Here is a 21,654-nt window from a genome sequence, read left to right as displayed (position 1 = left end):
TCTCCGATGGCCGGCGGCGCCAGCTCCGTGCTGATGATCTGTCTTTTCACCGCCACCCCTATTCGACCGTGACCGACTTGGCCAGGTTGCGCGGTTGGTCCACGTTCTAGCCGCGCAGGACGGCGATGTGATAGGCCAGCAACTGCAGGGGAACCACGGCCAGCAGCGGCGTCAGCATGTCTGCGCTGTCGGGAATGCGGATCACGTGGTCGCTCATGGCCGCGATCTCCTCCTCGCCCTCGGTCACCACGCTGATCACCTTGCCGTTACGGGCTTTCACTTCCTGGACGTTGCCCTTGATCTTCTGGTAGCTGCCGTCGCGCGTGCAGAGGACCACGACCGGCATGTCCGGATCGATCAGGGCGATGGGCCCGTGTTTCATCTCCGCAGCCGGATAGCCCTCCGCGTGGATGTAGCTGATTTCCTTGAGCTTCAGGGCACCTTCCAGCGCGATGGGGAAATTGGTGCCTCGGCCGAGGTAGAGGAAGTTGCGATGATCCTTGTAGGCCTCGGCGATCTCGATGATCTCGGACTCCTGGTCCAGGATACGCCTGATCTTGTCGGGGATGCCCTGCAACTCCTCGAGCAGGCGTATGCCGCGATCGCTGGACAGGATCTGGCGGCGGCCGAGCATGATCGTCAACAGGGTCAGGATGGTGACCTGGCTGGTGAAGGCCTTGGTCGAGGCCACACCGATCTCCGGTCCCGCATGGATGTAGATGCCGCCGTCGGTCTCGCGGGCGATAGTCGAACCGACCACATTGGTGATGCCCAGCACCTTGGCGCCGCGCCGCTTGGCCTCGCGCATGGCCTCCAGCGTGTCGATGGTCTCGCCGCTCTGGCTGATGGTCAGGCAGAGGGTGCCCGGCTCGATCACGGGCGAGCGGTAGCGGAACTCCGAAGCGTACTCGACCTCGACCGGGATGCCGGCGTACTCCTCGATCAGGTACTCGCCGACCAGTCCGGCATGCCAGCTGGTGCCGCAGGCCAGGATGATGATGCGGCGGATGTTGCGCAGCTCCCACTCGGTGAGGCGGAGTCCCGCCAGTTTCACGTCCCCCGTCTCGGGGAGGATGCGTCCGCGGTAGGCGTTCTTGATGGTCTCCGGCTGCTCGTAGATCTCCTTGAGCATGAAGTGGGGGAATCCGCCTTTCTGGATCTGCTCCAGATCCCAGTGGATCTCCTGCACTTCCTTGTCGATGAGTTCGTTCGCGACGCTGGTCGTGACCACCGAGTCCGGGGTCAGGGTGACCATCTCGCCGTCGTCCAGGTAGATCACCTTGCGGGTCTCGCCGAGGATGGCGGCCACGTCGCTGGCGAGGTAGTTGCTCCCCTCGCCCACGCCCACGACCAGCGGCGAGCCCCGGCGGGCGCCCACGATCTTGTCGGGTTCGTCGGAGTGGATGGCGGCTATGCCGTAAGTACCCTCGACCAGCTCTAGCACCCGGCGCACGGCTTCCTCGAGGTTCCCGTCGTAGAATTCGCGGATCAGGTGGGCCAGCACCTCGGAATCGGTCTCGGAACAGAATTCGTAGCCGGACTTCACGAGCTGATGCTTGAGAACCTGGAAGTTCTCGATGATGCCGTTGTGCACCACGGCTATGCGGCTGTCGCTGTCCATGTGCGGATGGGCGTTCACCTGGCTGGGGGGGCCGTGCGTGGCCCAGCGGGTGTGGGCGATGCCGCAGGTCCCGGTCAGGTCGGCGCCGATCATGGCGACCTCGAGGGCGCTGATCTTGCCCGGGCACTTGACCGTCTTGATCCCGCCGTTGGCGACGGAGATGCCGGCGCTGTCGTAGCCCCGGTACTCCAGCCTCTTGAGACCCTCGACGAGAATGGGGGCCACCTGCTTGTTGCCCGTGATGCCGACTATTCCACACATGTCGAACTTCCTTCGGTTCTTCGCTTCACCTGCAGAGCGGCAGCGCCCTGGCGACGAGGTCGCGGGCGGCTTCCTCCGTCGACGCCTCGGCGATGACCCGGACTATGGGCTCGGTGTTGGAGGGGCGCATGTGCACCCAGCCGCAGGCACCGCTCCAGCGCACGCCGTCGCTGTCGTCGATATCGCCTTCGCCGAGCGTTTGCAATCGTTCCTTTATCGTATCGGTCGCGAAGGGGCTGACTTGATCGAACTTGTCCTTGATCATGGCCACCGGCGGATAGCCGGCCACGATGGCGTCGAGTCCCTGGCCGGTGTCGGCCAGGTGCTGCAGAACCATGGCGATGCCCACCAGCGCGTCGCGGCCGGGATGCAAGGCGGGATAGATCACGCCGCCGTTGCCCTCGCCGCCGATCACCGCCCCGCTGGCGAGCATCTCGGCCACGACGTTGGCCTCGCCCACCGGGGTGCGGCTCGCCGACTGCCCGTGCTTCTCGGCCAGGATCTCGATCAGGCCGGTGGTGGACAGGTTGACCACGACCGGCCCCGGTTCGCGGCCCAGCAGGAAATCCACGGCCACCGCGAGGGTCAGCTCCTCGCTCAGCAGCTTGCCCGTGCCGTCGACCATCACGAGCCGGTCCACGTCGGGATCCACCGCGAAACCGAGGTCCGCGCCCGACGACAGCACGGCCTCGCCCAGCTCGGCCAGGTGCGCCGGGGTCGGTTCCGGCGGATGGGGGAAGATGCCCGACAGACCGCAATGCAGTGGCACGCAGGCCACGCCGAGAGACTCGAGCAGGGCGGGCACGATGCGGCCGCCGGCGCCTTCCACGGCATCCACGGCCACCTTGAAACCGCGGGCCGCGATCCGGTCCCGGTCAAGCCAGGGCAGGGCCAGGATGGCCTCCAGGTGCCGGCGCTCCGCCCCCTCGCGGCCCGAGACCCGACCGAGGCGGTCCCAGGCCACGTGGCCGTCCTGGGCCTCGAGATGTTCCAGCAGGGCATCGTTATCGGCGGCGGTCAGGAAGAGACCGTCGCCGTCGAGCAGCTTGAGCGCGTTCCAGGGCTGGGGGTTGTGGCTGGCGGTGATGATCACGCCGCCGACGGCGTTGGATTCCTGGACCGCCATCTCGGTCGTCGGCGTGCTGGCCACGCCGATGTCCACGACGTCGTGGCCGGTGGAAACCAGGGCTGACTCGACGGCGCGGAGCAGCATGGGGCCGGAGGGACGCGTATCGCGCCCCACCACGACCGGACCGGGCGGCAACCAGGCGCCGAGGGCCGCCGCCCAGCGCGCGGCGACCACCGCGTCCAGGCCGTCGCCGATCACGCCGCGTATGCCGGAAACACTTATGCGCAGGACCACCGGAGGCTCCTTTCAGAGAGCCGAAAGTTCCGTATACGGGCGGGAAGGCGATGGAGCCGATGTGGGGACTCGAACCCCAGACCTGCTCATTACGAGTGAGCTGCTCTACCAGCTGAGCTACATCGGCTCGATCCGTGCAGGGGTGGTGCCTGGGGGCGGATTTGAACCACCGACACCTGCATTTTCAGTGCAGTGCTCTACCAACTGAGCTACCCAGGCATACCATTGCGGACCGCCCTTTTACGGCGGTCCGGGAATAAAGCACTCCCGCACCCTTCATGTCAAGCTTGTCACTGCGCCAGTATACTCCGGCGCATGTCATCTGGCTACCCCCGGCGCCGTCGGCGATCACGCCTGCCCGCCGGGCGCGTAGCCGCCGGAATGGGCGCCGTGCCAGCGCCAGGCGTCCCTGATGACCGTTTGCAGATCGCTGCGGGTCGGGCGCCAGTCCAGCAGCCGCCGGGCCCGCTGCGACGCGGCCACCAGTCGCGGCGGATCGCCGGCACGCTTCTGCGCCACGGCCGGCGTGATGGCCCGTCCGGTGACGCGTGAGACAGCCGTCACCACTTCACGCACGGAGTGGCCGGTTTCGGTGCCCAGGTTCATCACCGTCAGGCCCGGGCGGTCCACCCATTCGAGAGCCAGGACATGGGCGTCGGCCAGGTCCGCCACGTGGATGTAATCGCGGATACAGGTGCCGTCGGGCGTCGGGTAGTCGTCGCCGTAGATCGCGAACCCGAGCGTGGGATCCTGTAGGGACCGCAGGAGCCTGGGAATCAGATGGGTCTCGGGCGTGTGGTCCTCTCCCAGCTCGGACGTGGCGCCGCAGGCGTTGAAGTAGCGGAGCGCCACCGCGGAGAGACCCGACGCGGCGGCGGCGTCGTCCAGCATCCACTCCATGGCCAGTTTCGTCCGGCCGTAGGGGTTGACCGGCACGGTGGGGGCGTCTTCCGGGATCAACGCCAGGTCCGGCTTGCCGTAGACCGCGGCCGACGAGGAGAAGATGAAGCGGGGGACGCGCGCGACGGTGACGGCGGAGAGGAGCTTGGCGCTGCCGGCGACGTTGTTGCGATAGTACAGCAGAGGCTCGGCGACGGATTCGCCGATCAGGCTGAAGGCGGCGAAATGCATGACGGCGTCGAAGGGACGCGCGAATACCCCGGCCAGGAAATCCCCGTCCAGGAGGCTGCCCTCGTGCAGGGCCGCGCCCGCCAGCAGGGCGGCGCGGTGCCCGGTGCTGAAGTCGTCCAGGATCTCCACCTCGTGGCCGCGCACGGCGAGCGCGCGCGCCGTGACGCTGCCGATGTAGCCGGCGCCGCCCGTGACGAGTACTCTCATGGTCTTCCTTTCGCCGGCGCTCCGTCGGCGCGTGCACGTGCACGCAGGTAGCGGCCCGTGACGGAAGCCTTGTTGCGGGCCAGGTCCGCCGGGGTGCCGCAGCCGACGAGGCCGCCGCCGTCGGCGCCGCCGCCGGGTCCCAGATCGATGATCCAGTCGGCCCTCTCGATCAGGTCCAGGTTGTGCTCGATGACCACGACGGTGTGGCCTTGCTTCACCAGATCATGGAGCACCTTGACCAGCCCTGCAACATCGTGTATGTGCAGGCCGGTCGTCGGCTCGTCGAGCAGGTAAAGGTTGTGCCGGCCGCCCGGCGACGCGAGTTCGCGCGCGATCTTCAGGCGCTGGCTCTCCCCCCCCGAGAGGGTCGTGGCCGACTGGCCGAGCGTCAGATAGCCGAGCCCCACCTTCTTGAGCACCCAGAGTTTCTCGCGCACCAGGTTCTCGCGCCTGAAGAAGGCGAGCGCCTCGTCCACGGTCATGGTCAGGATATTCGCCATGGTGTGACCGCGGAACTTCACCTCCAGCGTGGCCGGATTGAAGCGGCTACCGCCGCAGACCTCGCACGGCACGCAGATGTCCGCCATGAAATGCATCTCGACACGGTACTCGCCGAGCCCCTGGCATTCCGGGCAACGGCCGCCGGCCGTGTTGAAGCTGAAGCGCCCTGCGGCGAAACCCCTGGCCCTGGCGTCGGGAGTGGCGGCGAACATCTCGCGGATGGGCGCCAGGAATCCCAGATAGGTCGCCGGGTTGGAGCGGCTGGACTTGCCGACAGGCGATTGGTCCACCAGGATCACCTTGTCGATCCCGTGAGCGCCCTGGAAGCCCGTGAAGGCGCGCCAGCGTTCCTTGCCGCCGGCGACCTTGCCGGTCAGCCCGTCGTACAGGCAATCGTCGAGCAGGGTGCTCTTGCCGGAGCCCGAGACGCCGGTCAAGCAGACCAAACGCTCCAGCGGCACGGCCACGTCTATGTTACGCAGGTTGTGCTTGCGCGCACCCTTGACGACCAGCCGCATCGTGTCCCCGTCGCGCGCGGACAGGGGCGCGGGGAGGGTCCTGTCGCCCCGCAGGTAGTCGGCGGTCAGCGTCCCGCCGGCGGCGATCAGATCCGCGACCGATCCCTGGTAGACCACCTCGCCGCCGTCCAGGCCGGCGCCGGGCCCGAGTTCGATCAAATAGGAGGCGGCGTTGAGGACCGCCAGGTCGTGCTCGACGACGACGACCGTGTTGCCGGCATCGACAAGATCCCTGAGCGTCCCGATGAGACGATCGACGTCCGCGGCGTGCAGGCCCGTCGTCGGTTCGTCGAGCACGTAGAGCGTGTCGGTCAGACGCGAGCCGATGGCGTTGGCCAGATGTATGCGCTGCGCCTCCCCTCCCGAGAGCGTGCGGGTCAGGCGGTCGAGCGTGAGATAACCCAGCCCCACCCTGACGAGGAAGCGCAGCCGGTGCACGATCTCGTCGCGCACGTCGCCCGCGGCCTGCAGATCCGCCCGGGACATGCGCAGGCCTTCCACGCGCCGCAAGGCATCGTTCAGCGAAAGGCGCGAGAGGACGCCGAGGTCCAGCCCGCCGACCTTGACCGCGAGGGCCTCCCGCCGCAGCCTGCTGCCGCCGCAGGTGCGGCATCTGGTGTCTCCCATGAAACGCCGCGTGAAGAAGCGGTGGTGACCTTTCTTCATCTTCCGGCGCATGTCCTCCAGGAAGGGCAGCACGCCGGCATAGCCCTTAGCGCGGGTCTCCAGCACGACGCGCCTCTGAGCCGCGGTCAACCGGCGCCAGGGAACGTCCACGGGGATCTTCTCCTGGCGGCAGAACCGGATCATGGCTGCGTGGGTGCGCGCGAACGTCTCGGTCCGCCAGGGCTTGACCGCGCCGTCCAGCAGGGAGAGGGAATCGTCGGGAACGACGAGTTCCTCGTCGAATTCCAGCCGGTTGCCGAAACCGTTGCAGTCGGGACAGGCTCCCTGGGGCGAGTTGAAGGAGAAGAGATGAGGCGTCGGTGCGGGGAATTCGCGTCCGCAGGAATTGCAGACCAGTCGCGAGGAGAAAGCCAGAGCGACCGCCAGGTCGTCCGCCCGGCGCAGGCCGCACCAGCCGTTGGCCTGCCGGAAGGCCATCTCGACCGCTTCGGTGAAACGCGAACGCTGACGGGGCTCGAGCGCGATGCGGTCCAGGACCACGTCGACTTCCTCGCCGGCGGCCGGGGCGGGAGCGCCTTCGGCGTCGGCCTCGTCGAGACGCAGCAGCTCGCCGCCGACCACGGCCCGCCGGAACCCCTGCGCCAGCAGCGGTTCGGCCCAGCCGCTGCGCGAGCCCTCCCGACTGATCACCTGGGGATAGGCGACGAGGACGTTCGCGTCGGGCCACTCGCGTCTCGCGCGACGCCAGACCGAGGCAGGGGTTTCCGGGGCGACGCGCGTCCGGCAATCGGGACAGGTGATGCGCCCGATGCGCGCGAAGAGCACGCGCAGATAGTCGTTGATCTCGGTGACTGTCCCCACCGTGCTGCGGCCGCTGCGCGCTGCATTGCGCTGCTCGATCGCGATGGCGGGGCTGATGCCGTCGATCGAGTCCACGTCGGGCTTGGGCATCCGGGCGAGGAACTGGCGGGCGTAGGCCGACAGCGATTCGACGTAGCAGCGCTGTCCCTCGGCGTAGAGGGTGTCGAAGACGAGCGACGACTTGCCGGACCCGGACACGCCCGACACGGCGGTCAGCGCCCCGCGAACGATGTCCACGTCACAGGCCTTGAGATTGTGCTGCCTGGCGCCGCGAATCCTGATGAAATCACTCAAGACCTGCTCCTGCCGACGCGCATGCCGGACGTCGAACACGAATCGCCGAAGGGGGACCTGTCATGATATCCGCACTTTCACAACACGTACAAGGGATATAAGCTGGCAGCGTGCAAGTCGCGCGGACCTGCCCCCGATCCAACCAGAACGAAAGTCGCTCCAACATGAGCCTGCCGCACACCCAAGCCCTGCTGCGGACCATCCGCACCCTGCGCGCGCCGGGCGGTTGCCCCTGGGACCAGAAGCAGACCGTCGCCGACGCCGCGCGGTTCCTGCTGGACGAGGCCGGCGAGCTGCTGGATGCGGCGCTGGCCGGCGACGCCGAGCACGTCGCCGAGGAGTTGGGCGACCTGCTGTTCATGGTGGCCTTCTGCTGCGAGATACTGGGCGAGACGGAGCCCTTCGCCTTCGAGGACGTGGCGCGTGGGGGCAACGAGAAACTCATACGCCGGCACCCCCACGTCTTCGGCGACGTGAGCGCCGCGAACCATGCCGAGAGCCAGATCCACTGGAACGCCATGAAGGCAGCCGAGAAACGGGCCAACGGCCAGGAGGAACCCGAGCCGACGGCCCTGAAGGACCTGCCGGCTTCGTCGTCTCCCCTGCGCCAGGCCCACACCTACCAGCAGGACGCCGCCGAGGTCGGCTTCGACTGGCCGGAGGTCGACGGCATCTGGGAGAAGCTGCGCGAGGAAATGGACGAGCTGGCGGCGGCCGCGGCGCTGGCCGACCGTGGGGCCGTGGAGCACGAGGTCGGCGACATCCTGCTGGCCGTGGTCAACCTCTCGCGCCGGCTGGGCGTGGAAGCCGACGACGCCCTGCGCAAGGCGAACCGTCGCTTCCGCGAGCGTTTCCGCGGCGTCGAGAGCCGCTTCCACGATCACGCGGCCATGCGCGAAGCGGGCATCGACAGGCTCGAAGAGGCCTGGCAACAGGCCAAGGCCGAAGAGGCCCGGGACACCTGATCACTCGGGGCAGCCGTCCTCGTCCGCCACCCCGTCGTAATCCTCCGCCACACCGGGACATTGATCCAGGGCATCAGCGATGCCGTCGAGATCGTTGTCCTCCTCCGGGCAGCCGTCCTCGTCCTCGAAGCCGTCCGGATCCTCGGCGTCGCCGGGACAGAGGTCCTCCTCGTCGGGGAGGCCGTCGCCGTCCGCGTCCAGGAACTCCTCGGGACAGCCGTCCGCGTCCTGGTGACCGTCCATGTCCTCGGGTACGTCGGGGCACGCGTCGGCCGCGTCGAGAATGCCGTCCCCGTCGTTGTCGAGGTCTGGAATGCCGTCGTGGTCCAGATAGCCGTCGTAGTCCTCCGGATAATCGGGGGCCAGGTCTTCGACATCGGGAATGCCGTCCTCGTCGTTGTCGGGATCGGGGCAGCCGTCCTCGTCGAGGTGGCCGTCGCGGTCCTCCGCCGCGCCGGGGCAGAGGTCGAGCCGGTCGGGGATGCCGTCGCGGTCGGAGTCCGAGCCGCCGGCCGCGAAGCTGTAGGACAGACCGGCGTGGAGGACGAAGTCGGGATAGGCCGCGACGAAGGACGTGGCCGGGTCTTCCAGTCCCAAGGGCACTTCGTAGCCCCACGACAGCGCCAGGCCCTCCTCCCCGCCCCAGCGCAGGCCGGCGGCGAGATGGCGGGGGAACTCGCGTGCCGAGATGTCGACCGCGTCGCCGTAGCGCTCCCCGTAGTATTCCACGAAGAGGCTGACCAGCGACTTGCGAAACTCCAATGCCGCGCCGAACACGGTCGCGTCGTTGTCGGAGGCGGCGCCTCCCGCGCGCACCGCCGGGTACAGCGGCGGCCAGGACTCGAGTCTGCCGACGACGACGGCGCCCCGGCCCTCGTCCCGAGACTGGAAACGGCGGCCGAAGTTCAGGTGCAGCCGCAGTTCGGGCATCTGTGCGCGCGTCCACAGGGCCGCGCTCAGCGCCAGACCGGCGTACGGCGACGGCGAACCCTCACCGAGGCCGTCGGCCTCGTTGCCGGTGGGCAGCGTCGTACGGGCGTCGAAGGCCAGTCCGAGACCCCGCGACGGCATGGGCAACGACACGAGCAGCCCGGCGCCACCATCGGCAAGCCCGCTCCCGCTGGCTGGCAGGTCGTCGCGTCCGCCCGACCAGGTGCGGTAGGGCTGGTCGAGGCGCAGGTTCAACCAGGGCCACGGACCGTATTCAAGCTCCAGGCCGGCAGTCCTGAAACCGATCGGATAGCGCAGGTCAGCGGGACCGTGATACGCGGCGAAGAAGCCGCCGGCGACGCCCACCGCCAGCAATCCGTCCGGAGGCAGCAGACCAGATACGACCCGGTTGAGCCGGGCCGACCGCTCCTGGTTCCGCAGGGCCAGGTCGGCCAGCGCGGCCGAAGAGGCGAACAGGGCACAGAGCAAGGCCAGCGCGGCCGGACCGTGTCGCCGCCACGATTTCAAGCCTGGGCCTCCGGGGCCGGCTCGTCCGGCGTCGACTTCGCGGAATCGCCTGCGTCTTCGGCGACCGGTGGTTCCGGCTCGTCCCCGCCCTTCTTCACCTCATCGGTGTAGTTGAGCTGTAGCTCCATCACCACGCGGTCGAGCATGGTCACGATCTCCGGATGGGTCTCCGCGCGACACTTGGTCTGCAGCATCTCCAGGACGTCGATGACGTAGCGCGCGCCGTCGAGGCTGCGGGCCATCTTGCCGGTGGCGGGGTCCGCCAACTTGCCCAGCTGGACCATGACGCTCCCCTGCAGGTTCATGACCAGGGTCAGCAACACCTGGTCGTGCTTGCTCATCTGCTCGGACATCCGCTTCACTCCTCTCGTCGGACTTCGTCGCCCCGAGTCCTGGTCGCGCCGTCGTGCCGCCGCACCACGCCTACGGGATCGAAAACTGCACGTCAATAACTTGCGACCATGGCGCGATCGAACTCGTCCTCGATGCTGCCCACGAGGATCTCGAGCAGATCCTCCAACGTCACCAGCCCGAGCGGGTTCCCCGCATGGTCCGTCACCACGGCCATCTGTTGCTGTTGCCAGCGCATCTCCTCGAACAGCGCCCAGGGCGAGATGGACCGGTCCACATAGGGGCAGGTGCGGATCATGGCGGGGGGCAGGTCGTCCCAGGCCGCGGCAGGATCCACGAAGAGCAGATCGCGCACGAGAAGCCAGCCCGGCACGCCGGAGCCGGTCTGCTCGATCACGGGCAGACGGCTGTTGCCGAACTCGGCGGCTGCGGCGCGGCATTCCGCGAGGGTGGCGGTGCGCGGCAGCTTCTTCACACGCGGCCAGGGTGTCATGATCGCCGTCAGGTCCAGGTCGGCCAGCGCGAGGCAACGGTCCAGGATCTCCGTGAAACGGCGGTCCTGGCCGGCCACGGGATGCGTCGACAGCAGCGACGTCATGGCGGCGCGTCCCAGGGCCCGGCTCTCGCCCGCGCCCCGTCCCGGCAGCAGCGCCTGCAACAGGCGCGAATAGGCCATGAGGATCCAACGCACCGGCGCCAGCATCGTCATGGCCACGCGCAGCACCGGCAGCGAGGCCAGGGTCAACCGCTCGGGGTACTCGCGGTAGAGGACCTTCGGCACGATCTCGGCCAGGGTGATGACAAGCACCGATTCCACGGCCGCCGCCACCACTTCGCCGTTCTCGGCGTAGCGGGCCGTGAACGCGACCGTCAGCACGGCGCTGCCGAGCACGTTGAACAGGTTGGTGCCGATCAGGCAGGTCAGGATGGGATCCTCCACCCGGCCGAGCAGCCGCGTCAGTTCCGTCGCGCGCGCATGCTCCCGCCGCAGCTCCAGGAAACGCAGACGGATGCGGCTGACGCTCATCAGGCCGGTCTCCGTGCCGGACATGAAACCGGAGGCGAGCACGCAGACGGCGACGACGAGAACCACCAGATCCCAGGCGAGAGGCGCGCTACCGTGCATCATGCCCCCCCTCGTCGCGAACGGACGCCAACCGTTGCACGCGGATGCGGGAGACGCGGAGCCCGTCCATCTCCAGGATCGTGAAACGGAAGCCGCCGGCGTTGATCCGGTCGCCGCGCAGCGGGACGCGGCCCAGCAGGGACATCACGTAACCGGCCAGCGTCACGTAATCGTGTGAAGCGGCGATATGGGTGCCGCAGGCCTCGTTGACCCTGCGCAGATCGACGCCGCCGGCGGCCACCCAGTTGCGTTCGGCGACCTGCAGCATCTGCGGCGCGCCGGAGTCGGTTTCGTCGCGCCAGGGACCGGTGAGCGCTTCTATACAGTCCTCCAGGGTGGCCAGACCGGAGAAGTCGCCGTGCTCGTCCACCACGAAGGCCATGTGCTGCCCACACTCGCGCAACTCGTTGAGCAGGCCGGCGACCGATTTGGATTCGGGTACGAAGATCGGTGCGCGCTTCAGTCTGCGCACCGGCGACGGGGCGTCGTCGATCAGCAGATCCTTCACGTGAAACGCTCCCACGGGCCTGTCCCCGTCCCGGTCGAGCACCGGGAAGCGGTTGAGGCCGTTGGCTTCGGCCGCCCGCAGGATCTCCGCGCGCGTGGAATCCTCGCCGAGCGTCACGGCGGCGGTGCGCGGCGTCATGATCTCGCGCACGTCCAGATCCTCGAGTTGCAGCAGACGCGACACGAACCTGCCCTCGGTCTCCGTCAAGGAGGCGTCGCGAACCGCCAGCCCGGTGGCGGTTACGAGTTCGGGCACGGTGAGCTGGCGGCTGCCCGTACGTTCGAGGGGCAGATGCGAGAGCAGCGCTTCACCGGCGCGGTCCACCAGGTGCAGCAGGGGACGGATGACCGTCAGCCAGATGGACACGGGCAGCTGGAGGAAGAGGCTGAGACGTCGCGGATCACGCAGGGCGACCAGCTTGGGCGTGATCTCGCCCGCGAGCAGGACCAGGACCGTCATGGCCGGCACCGCCACGGCCAGCCCGCGGCCGCCGAGCCGGCTCACAAGCAGGGAAGTGGCCAGGACGCTGGCGGCCGTGTTGACCAGGATGTTGCCGATCAGCAACGCGGCCAGCAGGCGCGGCGGGCGTCTCAGGAGCGACACCACACGCCGCCCGGCGTGACCGCCCTCCTCCCGCATCCCCGCCAGCTCGGTTTCGGACAAGGAAAACAAGGCCGTCTCGGAGCCGGAAAAACCGGCGGACAGCAGCAACAGGGAGATCATGAGCAGCAGTTCCAACAAGGCCCTCTCCAGGAAGGATTGTGCGGAGAGGAGCATAGCCCGTTCCTTGACACCCTGCAACTGCCTGCTAGGCTTCGATCGGAGTCGCGGGCCTCGTCGCTGCGGATCGGCCGCAACTGGTGCCCGTGGATTCGACGCTCACACCGGAGGTCGGCTTGCCAAGGACCTTGATCATCCGTTTCGGCGCCTTGGGCGATCTGTGCATCTGCGGCTGGTTCGTGTCCGGGCTCGCCGCCGCGGCACCGGGCACGCATACGACGCTCGTAACCAAGGAGAAATTCGCCGCGCTGGCGCGCGCCTTCGACGGGGTGGACGAGGTCAAGGTCCTGCCCGGGCGGGGCCTGTCCGCTCTCCTGGGCCTGGCCCGCTCCCTGGGCCTGGACGGCTACGACACCGTGCTCGACGCCCACGGCGTGCTCCGCAGCCATCTGCTGACGTTGCTCATGCGCCGCCGGCCCGATGCGCGCATCCGCAAGGACACCGGGCAGCGCCTGCGGCTTTTGCGGAACGCGCCGCACGCGCACGCACCCCTGCTCCCGGCGCTGAACCGGAGCCTGCTGGACCGTTTCCTCGAGCTGACCGGACCGGCGGCGGGCCGTGCGACGTCACCGCGCCCCCCCCTCGCCCACCTGCGCCCGGCGGAGCGGCCGTCGCCGCGCGTTGGCCTGGCACCAGGAGCGCGCTGGGATAGCAAACGATGGCCGGACAACAAGTTCGCAAATCTTATTGATCTTTTGCGTGAATGTTCGGCGGTGCCTGTCACGCTTTTCCTGGGACCGGACGAGACCCCCTGGTACGCCGGCAGCCGTCTGGCCGTGGCCGCTGCGCGCCATCCCGACGTGGACGTGGTGCGCGATCGCGAGCTGATCGACGTGGCCGGTGCCCTCGCCCGCTGCAGCGTGACCGTGACAAACGACAGCGGCCTGCTGCATCTCGCGGAGGCCACGGGCACGCCAGTGGTCGCCCTCTTCGGGCCGACCGTGCGCGCCTTCGGCTATTATCCCCTGCTGCCGCAGAGCCGGGTGCTGGAACTGGCGCTGGACTGCCGTCCCTGTTCGCGTACCGGCTCGCGCCCCTGTCATCGCGGCGATCTGGCCTGCCTCGAGGGCATCGAAGCCACGGCGGTGCGCGACGCCGTGCTGCCGCTGCTCGGCGGAAACCCCGATCCGGACGGCGGCGCATGAGGAGAGCACACCCGTCCGAACGACTGTACGCCGGCGTCGCGAGGACGCTCTTTCCGGTGCTGCCAGCGGTCGCCGTCCTCTCGGCCAAGCTCGGTCGGGGCCTCGACGGGCGGCGGGGCCTGACGGCGCGCGTCGCCGCCGCGGCGGCCGGGCTGCAGGGTTGCATCTGGCTGCACGCAACCTCGGTGGGCGAATACGAACAGGCGCTGCCGATCGTGCGACGTCTGCGCGCGGCCGGCGAGGGTCCCATCGCCGTCACGCATTTCTCTCCTTCGGGACGCGATTACGCCCTGGCTCATCCCTGCGCCGACTACCACGACTACCTGCCCCTGGACCACCCGGCGGCGATGACGTCGCTGGTGAACGCCTGGCGGCCGCGCGCGCTGGTCTTCGTGAAATACGATTGCTGGCCCGCGCTCGTGCGCGCCGCGGAAGAGGGCGGCGTCCCCGTCATGCTGCTGTCGGGCGCACTGCCGGCCCGTTCGATCAGGCAGCGGGGGCCGCTGCGCCCGTTCTTCCGCGCGGTCTTCGACCGCTTCGCGCATCTCGGCGTGGGCAGCGAGGCGGATCGGCGACGCTTCGTCGCGGGCATGGGCGTGAGCGCGCCGGTCTCGGTCACCGGCGACACGCGCGCCGAACAGGTCCTGGGCAGGTTCGCGGCGTCCCGCGACAGCGACCTGGCGGCGGCCCTGCGGTCCTGGGGCGAACGGCGCCTGATCCTGGGCAGCACCTGGCCGCGGGACGAGGCGCTGTGGTGGCCCGTGCTGCCCCGACTGCTGCAGGCGGACCCCGGCCTGAACGTCGTGCTGGTCCCCCACGAACCACAGCCGGATCGACTGGCGGCGATCGAGCGGACCTGTCGCGCCCGCGGCCTGCGGGCCCAGCGCCTCGGCGAGTGGGAGATGGCACGGCGGCGGGACGGAGGCACCCGCTGCCTGCTGGTGGACCGCGTCGGCGTGCTGGCCGAGATCTACCGCGCGGGCCACGTCGCCTACGTCGGCGGCAGCTTCACGACCGGGGTGCACAGCACGCTGGAGCCCGCGGCGGCGTCCCTGCCTGTCCTCTTCGGCCCCCGCATCGGCAACGCCGAGGAGGCGCTGACGATGGTCGACAAGGGCGCCGGATTCGTCTTGCGCCGGCCGCAGGAAGCCCTTTCCCGTCTGCTGAGCCTCCTGACGAACGAGGATGTCCGCCGCCAGGCCGGCGATGCCGCGCGGGCAACGGTCGAGGCCCAGTCGGGAGCCGCCGACCGCAGCGTCGAGCTGTTGCGCCGCTACCTCTGATCAGGCGTAGGAAAGAGGATCCGTGACGCCGGCGCGCGCAAATCCGCGCAGTCGCAGCGTGCAGCTCTCGCAGACGCCGCAGGCGCGGTCTTCCGCGACGTAGCAGGACCAGGTCAGATGCAGGGGAGCTCCGAGTTCGCGTCCGCGGGCGACGATGCCGGCCTTGTCCAGGTCGATCAACGGCGTTCTGATCTCGAGGCGCGTCTCGGGCCGCGTGCCGGCCGCAACGGCCGCCGCGAAGGCTTCGTAGAAGGCGGACGTGCAATCCGGATAACCGCTGCCGTCCTCCGCCACGGCGCCGATGTACAGGGATGTCGCCCCCATGACTTCCGCCCACGAGACGCCGACGGCCAGGATGTGCGCGTTGCGGAAAGGGACGTAGGTCGAGGGCACGCGGTCACCGGTCGGCAATCCCTCCTCCACGGGCAGGGACGCGTCGACGAGACTGCTGCCGCCGATGCGCTCCAGGTAGGACAGATCGACTACGAGTCGTCGCTCGATCCCGTAGTGGTCCGCGATATCGTGGAAAGCCTTCAACTCGCGCGCCTGCGTGCGTTGCCCGTAGTTCAGATGCAGGACCGCCGGTTCATGATCGCGCACGGCATCGGCGAGGCAGACGCAGGAATCCATGCCTCCGCTCAGGAGAACCACGACCCGGGGTTTTTCGCGACCGCCCACGACGCCTCCCGCCCGGCCCGGATGTTTCATGTCGACGCGATGCGCTGCGCAGCGGAACGGACCGGGTCAGATCCCTCGCGCCAGGCCCGGCCACAGCACCTTTTGGAGCTGGATCTGGAAGCGCACGTCGAGCTTGTCAGCGATGATCCACTCCGCGAGCATCGCCGGCTCGAGCAGCCCTTCGGCCGGCGAGAAGGCGACCGGCACCTCCGCCGGCAGCATGTCCCCGCCGCGCACCAGATCCCGGGCCCAGTCGTAGTCGGCGCGGTCGCAGCAGACGAACTTCAGCTCGTCGCTGCGGCCCAGCGTCCTCAAGCCGCGCCAGTCCACCTGCGCGGCGGGTATGCCGCTGGCCGGGGTCTTGACATCGACGATGCGCCGCACGCCGTCCGGCACCGCCGCGAGCGACAGGGCGCCCAGCGTACCGCTCGTTTCGAGCATCACATCTCGCCCGTCCGCGATCAATGCGCGCAACAGATCGGGACAGGCCTGCTGCAACAGGGGTTCGCCTCCAGTGACGAGCACCCTGCCGGCCCCGAGCCCGGCCACACGGGCGAGCACCTCCGGCAGGGCCAGGGACGAACCGCCGGTGAAGGCGTACGCGCTGTCGCAATAGCTGCAACGCCGGTGGCAGCCCGTGAGGCGCACGATCGTGCAGGGCGAACCTACGGCGCTGGATTCGCCCAGGATCGTGTAGTAGATCTCGTTTACCAGAAGGGTCGACATGGCTTCCACTTGGCAACCGCCGTAGGCGTGTTATCATGGGTCTTTTCGAGGGTGGGCCTCGTCTCACGACAGGAAAGATAATGCTCAGCACTCGCAACGACAAACTTCCCCGCACAGGGCCCTTCCCCGCGGCCCTCGCATCCCTGTTCGCCGCGTCGCTCATCGTGATTGCCGGCTGCGGCGAGGATCATAAGGACCGGGTCCCCCCGCGCGCGGCCATCGACGCCGACTTCCAGGCGCCATCGCTGGTCGTCAGCAGCGATCCCGCCGTCCGTCCGGTGATCTACAGCGACGTCACGGCCGTCGACGCCTGGCTGGATCTGGTACGGAGACTCACCGTCGGCGAAACGGTTACCCTGGACAGTTACCAGGTACTGCTCGAAACGCCCGCCTACAGGATGATCGACGACGACCGCAAGCGCAACAACCTGAACCGCCGGATCATGAAGCGGGCGATGGAGCAGGTATTCGCCGGCCGAGACTCCCTCGACACGCCCGCCCCGAAGAGACCCGATCTGCTCGGCAACTTCACCTACCTGAAAGACCGCCTGGCAGAAACCGCGGCCCCCAACCGGGATTTCTGCACGCCCACGCTCCTGAACGACCTGCGTGGCGCCTTGACCGATGTCGTCCCGCCCGAGGATCTGCCAGCAGAGATCACAATACGCTTCTTCGCAGGCGCGCCGTTGATCGGTTTCACCGAGCCCGACAAGTTCGCCATGGACATCGGCCTGGCGCTCGCTGCTGGCCCGCGACAGGCCGCGCAGCTGCTGGCCGGCCGTCTCTACATCGCCCTGGCGCCCGTCGACGGCGTGAAACCGGACTTCAGCCAGGCGGGCGAGGTGAAGCTGGCCGGCGCCTTCCGCATGCTACGCCACAGCGCCGTCGCGAGCTGGCTCGGCGGCAAGGCCTCCGTCCGCTTCGACGACGCGCACCCGCAACTCAGGGGACAAGCCCTCCACGCGCCCGAAATCCAGGCTGACGCCAGACTCATCCTCGGCCGCATGGCCATGATGATGCGTAACATGTTCGACCCGGTGGTCGCGTCCAACCAGGCGAAGTACGGCGGCAAGATAGACAATCTCCTGCGCTTCAACGACCGCTACGAGAAGATCGGCTGGGCGATGGCCAAACTGATCGCCGATCGTTTCGGCAAGGACAGGCTGCTGAGCGTTGCCGGCGATACGGCGGCCTTCATGCGCGCTTATCAGGAGGCGGCGCTGGCCTCGGCGGCGTCCGGCGAACCGCTCGGCCTGCCGCCCTTCCCCGCCGGCATGTTCGAAGATCTGATGGCGCACCTGAGCACGTATTGAACGAACACTTCAGCGGGGGAAGACGATGAGTAGATTCGATCCTCATTCCTGGTGTGACGACCGGCAGGCCGTGACCACCCACATGGATCTGGACTGGCGCGTGGATTTCGCTGCGCGAACCATCGCCGGCCGGGCCAGCCTGCGCTTCACGGCGCCCGCGGATGGTCCCCTGGACCTCTACGCCCGCGGTCTGGCCATAGACGAAGTGACGACGCCCACCGGTGAAGTCGTGCCCTGGGCCATCGCCGAGACGGACGACATCAGGGGCGACCGTCTGCGCCTGGACCTGCCCGCGGGGACCACTGGCGTGACGATCAGTTACGTGACCGGGGCCGGGGCGATGGCCCTGGGCTGGCTCGAGCCGCAGCAGACCGCGGGCGGCGCGCACCCCTTCATGTTCACCCAGTGCCAGCCGATCCACGCCCGCACGATCGTCCCCTGCCAGGACACGCCGCGCCACCGCGTCACCTACACGGCGAACGTGACAGTGCCCGCGCCGCTGGTGGCGGTCATGTCCGCGGCCGGCACGGGCTCGGTGCCGGCCGACGGCGGCGGAACGACCTGGCGCTTCGAGATGCCCCAGGCGATCCCCACCTACCTGCTGGCCCTGGCCGTCGGCAACCTGGATCAGGCCGATCTCGGCCCACGCTCGCGCGTCTACGCCGAACCCGAGACGGTCGAGCAGGCGGCCTGGGAGTTCGCCGGGGTCGAGAGCATGATCGACGCGGCCGAAAGGCTCTTCGGGCCCTACGTCTGGGACCGTTTCGACATGCTGATCATGCCGCCGGCCTTCCCGTACGGAGGCATGGAGAACCCGCGCCTGACGTTCCTGACGCCGACCCTGCTGGCCGGCGACCGCTCCCAGGTGAACGTCGTGGCCCACGAACTGGCCCATTCCTGGACCGGCAACCTGGTGACCAACGCCACCATGAACGACTTCTGGCTGAACGAGGGCTTCACCGTCTACGCCGAGCGGCGCATCCTCGAGGAGCTTCACGGGACGGACTACGCCGACCTGCAGGGCGTCATCAGGCGCAACGCGCTGCAGATCCACCTCGATCAGTTCGGCCCGGATTCCGAGTTCACCAAGCTGCGCACGGAACTGGCGGGCATCGATCCCGACGGGGTCTATTCGCTGGTCCCCTACGAGAAGGGCGCCCAGTTCGTGCTCCTGCTGGAGGACGCCATCGGCCGCCGGAAGTTCGACGCCTTCCTGCTCGACTACATCGACGCCTTCCGCTTCCAGTCCATCACCACCGGGGAGTTCATCGACTTCCTCGAGCGCAGGCTGCCGGGCGTCCTGGACAGGATCGACGGCCGGCGCTGGATCTACGAACCGGGCATGCCAGGCAACGAGCTCAAGGTGGCGTCAGCCAGGGTGGACAGGATCCGCGAACTGGCCGATGGCTGGACCGGGGGCGCCCGCCCCGCGCCCGACGACGCCGCGACGTGGACCCCGGACGAGTGGCAGCTCTACCTGCAGGACCTGCCGCGGAAGCTGTCCGCGGACGATTGCCGCTGGCTCGACGAGACGTTCGGGCTGACCGGGAAGGGCAACTACGAGATCCTCGTGGAGTGGCTGACCATCGCCGCCGGCTCGGCCTACGCACCGGTCCTGCCCCGCGTGCGCGAAGTGCTCACGAACGTCGGCCGCATGAAGTACCTCAAGCCCCTCTACGGCGCCTTGGCCGGCAATCCCGAGACGGTCGCCTTCGCGCGCGAGGTCTTCGCCGACGTAGCCGACAGCTACCATCCGCTGAGCCGGGGCTCGGTCGCGGGGATCATCGGAAAGACGGGCTGATTCAGCGCGGGCCCACACGAAAAAGGCCGGCCCCTCGGGGGGGCCGGCCTCATCCGTTGCAGCGATCGCCCTACTTGGTGTCCATCGCCGCATAGTGGTCGATGGCGTTCTGGAGCAGGTCCATGGCGTAGTCCGGGTTGTGGACGCCGTGGCTGCCGTCGTCGAAGACGAAGAAGGCGGCGTACGCTGCCTCGCGCTGCCAGACCTCGACGCCGATGGCCTCGCTGTCCCAGTTCTCCTCCATGTCGACGAAATCGATGTAGCCGAACAGGACCGCGAGCTCGTCCAACTTGGCGGTGATCGTGGCCTGGAAGGTCGCGACGGGCGTGAAGTCGGTCCAGCCCGTATGGCAGCCGGTGCAGCTGCCCACTTCGGGCTCGAAGGTGTGGAAGGAGTGGTCCTGCAGAGCGCCGTGCAGCAGGGTCTCGCGGACCATGTGGCAATCGACGCAGGCGTTCGGGATGTACTGGTGCGAGTGCGTCGTGTCGTACGTCGCACCGTCGATCTCGTAGCAGCCGGCGCCGATGTACATGTCCATCTGGGCGCTGTGGTGCGGGCCGAAATGGCCGTCGCCTTCGTCGATCTGACCGGCGACGTTGTCGTTGTCGCGACGGGCGTGGTGGCACTGGGCGCAGGTCTGGGCCGGCCCGTAGCCCTCCATGCGGGGCCGCTCGTCGTCCCCGGGCTCGGTGCCGGGTGCGTAGTTGACCTCCACCGCGCCCACCTGGCGCAGCTGATGGATGTTGCCGCTGCCCAGGTCGCCGGCGTGCGGGTCGTGGCAGGTCACGCAACCGATGACGCTGTAGGGCGTGGAGAAGGTGAAGGTCGCGTAGGCCGGATCGTTGGCCTGGATGAATCCCTCCGCCGAGTGGCAGGGAGCGCAGGAACCCGTGCGCGGACTTATGTTCCCATGGGTGGACGTGGACCACTCGTCGATCTGCGTTCCATGGCACTTGAAGCACAGCGACTGGGACTCTTCGCCGACCATGCCGTCGTTGAAGGAGAGCAGGGGCTGGTGTTCGTTGAAGTCCGGTCCCATGGCACCGTGGCAGGACTCGCACTGGACGCCCTCGAGGGCGGCCCGGCGTTCGGCCGCCTCTTCGCCGTCGACGCCCCAGTAGTCGTCGTAGCCGTTGACGTCGGGGCCGTACGTCGTGATCTCGGTCTCGCCATGGGCGATCGGCGAATCCCAGCCGGTCGTGTGGCACTGGAGGCAGTACGGATCGACCTGGCTCTTCTCGCCCTCGGCCAGGTCCTCGTAGGCCATGGTATGATGGGTCAGCAGGACCGAGGCGACTGTGCGCGCATGGCAATGGTAGCAATCCTCGCCGTTGTTGCCCGCGTAGGTGTATTGAGACTCGCTGCCCCCCGGAGGGCCCTGCGGACCGGCGGGTCCCTGTTCGCCTTCGCAACCAGCCATAAAGACGAGCGCCATCACCGCGAGCGGTACGAGCGCGATCCATCTTCGTACAGCCACCATCATCTACCTCCTAGAGAGTCGTCGAGCCCCCGATATCTCCCAGTAACTCGGTATATATTGGAACATGCTCTATACAATTTCAACAAATATTGTTACAAATATAACAAATTGAGAATGAAAACCTACTAACAAGATAGCCCCGCTCTCGTATCGAGCGGGGCTTCTCATTTGGATCTGCCCTGTTTAGGCGAGGAACGTCAATCCGTCACCGCGTACCGGGGCAGGATGTCCACCGTCACCCCCGTCAGCGCGTCCAGGGCTGCGGCCAGGACCTCCGACATGCCGCCGTAGCGGTCGATCATGGCCTCGCCGGCGTCGTAGTCCCCGGCCGCCTGCAGCACCAGGATCTCGTGCACCAGGCCTTCGAGGGCCAGGGGGAAGACCTCCGTGTCGATCCGGAAGCGCCCCTCCGCCACCGAGATGACGCCCTTGTCCATCAGATAGTTGAACTGGATGGCGTTGGCCAGGCCGTGCGCCTCGGCGATGCCGAACCGCACCGAGCGGAACAGGCCGGCCAGGTAGGTCACCGCCTGCTGCTCGTAGATGGATGCCGGGAAGTAGCCCTTCTGTTGCAGCTTGAAGATGCACCAGGGGCCCATCGCATCGGCCTTGGCCTCCTCGATGGCCGAGTAGATGTCCTTGAGCTCCAGGCGCAC

At 68.2% G+C, this 21,654-nt stretch carries 17 protein-coding genes and 2 tRNA genes; 5 read left to right on the top strand and 14 right to left on the bottom strand.

Translation table 11 applies throughout. The features are described 5' to 3' along the window. Positions 1–106 precede the first annotated feature (106 nt). From glmS to uvrA, 6 genes are all read right to left on the bottom strand, one after another. A complete protein-coding gene (gene glmS, locus KJ554_06630) occupies positions 107–1,882 on the bottom strand; it encodes a glutamine--fructose-6-phosphate transaminase (isomerizing) (protein MBU0742005.1) in 1,776 nt (591 codons plus the stop codon). A gap of 25 nt (positions 1,883–1,907) precedes the next feature. After that, the gene (gene glmM, locus KJ554_06625) at positions 1,908–3,245 is read right to left on the bottom strand and encodes a phosphoglucosamine mutase (protein ID MBU0742004.1); all 1,338 of its coding nucleotides are present in this window, start codon (positions 3,243–3,245) and stop codon (positions 1,908–1,910) included. Positions 3,246–3,296: 51 nt separating this feature from the next. Next, positions 3,297–3,372, bottom strand: a tRNA-Thr gene (locus tag KJ554_06620). A 16-nt stretch (positions 3,373–3,388) separates the two neighbouring features. Further along, a tRNA-Phe gene (locus KJ554_06615) sits at positions 3,389–3,464 on the bottom strand. Between the two features lie 129 nt (positions 3,465–3,593). After that, complete coding sequence (gene galE, locus KJ554_06610) at positions 3,594–4,583, bottom strand: UDP-glucose 4-epimerase GalE (protein ID MBU0742003.1); 990 nt, start codon at positions 4,581–4,583, stop codon at positions 3,594–3,596. Continuing rightward, positions 4,580–7,384, bottom strand: a complete 2,805-nt coding sequence (gene uvrA / locus KJ554_06605) for an excinuclease ABC subunit UvrA (protein ID MBU0742002.1) — start codon at positions 7,382–7,384, stop codon at positions 4,580–4,582. The genes galE and uvrA overlap by 4 nt, the downstream gene beginning before the upstream one ends. Positions 7,385–7,548: 164 nt before the next feature. Between uvrA and mazG the strand changes: the two genes are divergently transcribed. Beyond that, positions 7,549–8,349 (top strand): nucleoside triphosphate pyrophosphohydrolase, encoded by an 801-nt coding sequence (gene mazG, locus KJ554_06600; GenBank protein ID MBU0742001.1) that lies wholly within the window; start codon positions 7,549–7,551, stop codon positions 8,347–8,349. On the opposite strand, the gene KJ554_06595 is transcribed toward mazG, so the two are convergent. The 4 genes from KJ554_06595 to KJ554_06580 all read right to left on the bottom strand — a co-directional run bounded on the left by KJ554_06595 (position 8,350) and on the right by KJ554_06580 (position 12,533). Next, positions 8,350–9,807, bottom strand: coding sequence for a thrombospondin type 3 repeat-containing protein (locus KJ554_06595; GenBank protein MBU0742000.1), 1,458 nt, complete (start codon positions 9,805–9,807; stop codon positions 8,350–8,352). It lies immediately after the preceding gene. After that, entirely contained in the window at positions 9,804–10,160 is a 357-nt protein-coding gene (locus tag KJ554_06590; GenBank protein ID MBU0741999.1) for a DUF1844 domain-containing protein, read from the bottom strand. Before KJ554_06590 ends, KJ554_06595 begins: the two co-directional genes overlap by 4 nt. Positions 10,161–10,252: 92 nt before the next feature. Next, positions 10,253–11,287 (bottom strand): DUF21 domain-containing protein, encoded by a 1,035-nt coding sequence (locus KJ554_06585; protein ID MBU0741998.1) that lies wholly within the window; start codon positions 11,285–11,287, stop codon positions 10,253–10,255. Then, positions 11,274–12,533, bottom strand: a complete 1,260-nt coding sequence (locus tag KJ554_06580; protein ID MBU0741997.1) for a hemolysin family protein — start codon at positions 12,531–12,533, stop codon at positions 11,274–11,276. The genes KJ554_06585 and KJ554_06580 overlap by 14 nt, the downstream gene beginning before the upstream one ends. 155 nt (positions 12,534–12,688) lie before the next feature. Here KJ554_06580 and KJ554_06575 point away from each other — a divergent pair, with 155 nt between their 5' ends. Together KJ554_06575 and KJ554_06570 are read left to right on the top strand one after the other, a co-directional pair. Continuing rightward, positions 12,689–13,717, top strand: a complete 1,029-nt coding sequence (locus KJ554_06575; GenBank protein ID MBU0741996.1) for a glycosyltransferase family 9 protein — start codon at positions 12,689–12,691, stop codon at positions 13,715–13,717. Then, on the top strand, positions 13,714–15,000 hold the full coding sequence (locus KJ554_06570; protein ID MBU0741995.1) for a hypothetical protein: 1,287 nt from the start codon (positions 13,714–13,716) through the stop codon (positions 14,998–15,000). Before KJ554_06575 ends, KJ554_06570 begins: the two co-directional genes overlap by 4 nt. Here KJ554_06570 and queC read toward each other — a convergent pair whose 3' ends face one another. Next, a complete protein-coding gene (gene queC, locus KJ554_06565; protein MBU0741994.1) occupies positions 15,001–15,708 on the bottom strand; it encodes a 7-cyano-7-deazaguanine synthase QueC in 708 nt (235 codons plus the stop codon). Between the two features lie 36 nt (positions 15,709–15,744). Beyond that, positions 15,745–16,404, bottom strand: coding sequence for a 7-carboxy-7-deazaguanine synthase QueE (locus tag KJ554_06560; GenBank protein ID MBU0741993.1), 660 nt, complete (start codon positions 16,402–16,404; stop codon positions 15,745–15,747). 80 nt (positions 16,405–16,484) lie between these two features. On the opposite strand from KJ554_06560, the gene KJ554_06555 reads away from it, so the two are divergent. Together KJ554_06555 and KJ554_06550 are read left to right on the top strand one after the other, a co-directional pair. After that, positions 16,485–17,717 (top strand): hypothetical protein, encoded by a 1,233-nt coding sequence (locus KJ554_06555; GenBank protein MBU0741992.1) that lies wholly within the window; start codon positions 16,485–16,487, stop codon positions 17,715–17,717. Positions 17,718–17,742: 25 nt separating this feature from the next. Continuing rightward, entirely contained in the window at positions 17,743–19,518 is a 1,776-nt protein-coding gene (locus KJ554_06550) for a M1 family metallopeptidase (GenBank protein ID MBU0741991.1), read from the top strand. 70 nt (positions 19,519–19,588) lie between these two features. On the opposite strand, the gene KJ554_06545 is transcribed toward KJ554_06550, so the two are convergent. Further along, positions 19,589–20,995 carry an ammonia-forming cytochrome c nitrite reductase subunit c552 gene (locus KJ554_06545; protein MBU0741990.1) on the bottom strand — a complete coding sequence of 469 codons (1,407 nt, stop codon included), beginning with the start codon at positions 20,993–20,995 and terminating at the stop codon, positions 19,589–19,591. 200 nt (positions 20,996–21,195) lie between these two features. After that, positions 21,196–21,654 (bottom strand): hypothetical protein (locus KJ554_06540; GenBank protein MBU0741989.1); only part of this gene is annotated, 459 nt, incomplete at its 5' end.

This window comes from bacterium (genome assembly GCA_018814885.1).
GTDB lineage: Bacteria > Krumholzibacteriota > Krumholzibacteriia > LZORAL124-64-63 > LZORAL124-64-63 > JAHIYU01.
The sequence above is the reverse complement of the archived record's forward strand: the minus strand, read 5'-3'. Positions and strand labels throughout refer to the sequence as shown.

Excerpts from the sequence above, each read along its gene's own strand:
- glmS (MBU0742005.1), bottom strand. The coding sequence starts at position 1,882 with ATGTGTGGAATAGTCGGCATCACGGGCAACAAGCAGGTGGCCCCCATT.
- galE (MBU0742003.1), bottom strand. The coding sequence starts at position 4,583 with ATGAGAGTACTCGTCACGGGCGGCGCCGGCTACATCGGCAGCGTCACG.
- mazG (MBU0742001.1), top strand. The coding sequence starts at position 7,549 with ATGAGCCTGCCGCACACCCAAGCCCTGCTGCGGACCATCCGCACCCTG.
- KJ554_06590 (MBU0741999.1), bottom strand. The coding sequence starts at position 10,160 with ATGTCCGAGCAGATGAGCAAGCACGACCAGGTGTTGCTGACCCTGGTC.
- KJ554_06585 (MBU0741998.1), bottom strand. The coding sequence starts at position 11,287 with ATGATGCACGGTAGCGCGCCTCTCGCCTGGGATCTGGTGGTTCTCGTC.
- KJ554_06570 (MBU0741995.1), top strand. The coding sequence starts at position 13,714 with ATGAGGAGAGCACACCCGTCCGAACGACTGTACGCCGGCGTCGCGAGG.
- queC (MBU0741994.1), bottom strand. The coding sequence starts at position 15,708 with ATGAAACATCCGGGCCGGGCGGGAGGCGTCGTGGGCGGTCGCGAAAAA.
- KJ554_06560 (MBU0741993.1), bottom strand. The coding sequence starts at position 16,404 with ATGTCGACCCTTCTGGTAAACGAGATCTACTACACGATCCTGGGCGAA.
- KJ554_06555 (MBU0741992.1), top strand. The coding sequence starts at position 16,485 with ATGCTCAGCACTCGCAACGACAAACTTCCCCGCACAGGGCCCTTCCCC.
- KJ554_06550 (MBU0741991.1), top strand. The coding sequence starts at position 17,743 with ATGAGTAGATTCGATCCTCATTCCTGGTGTGACGACCGGCAGGCCGTG.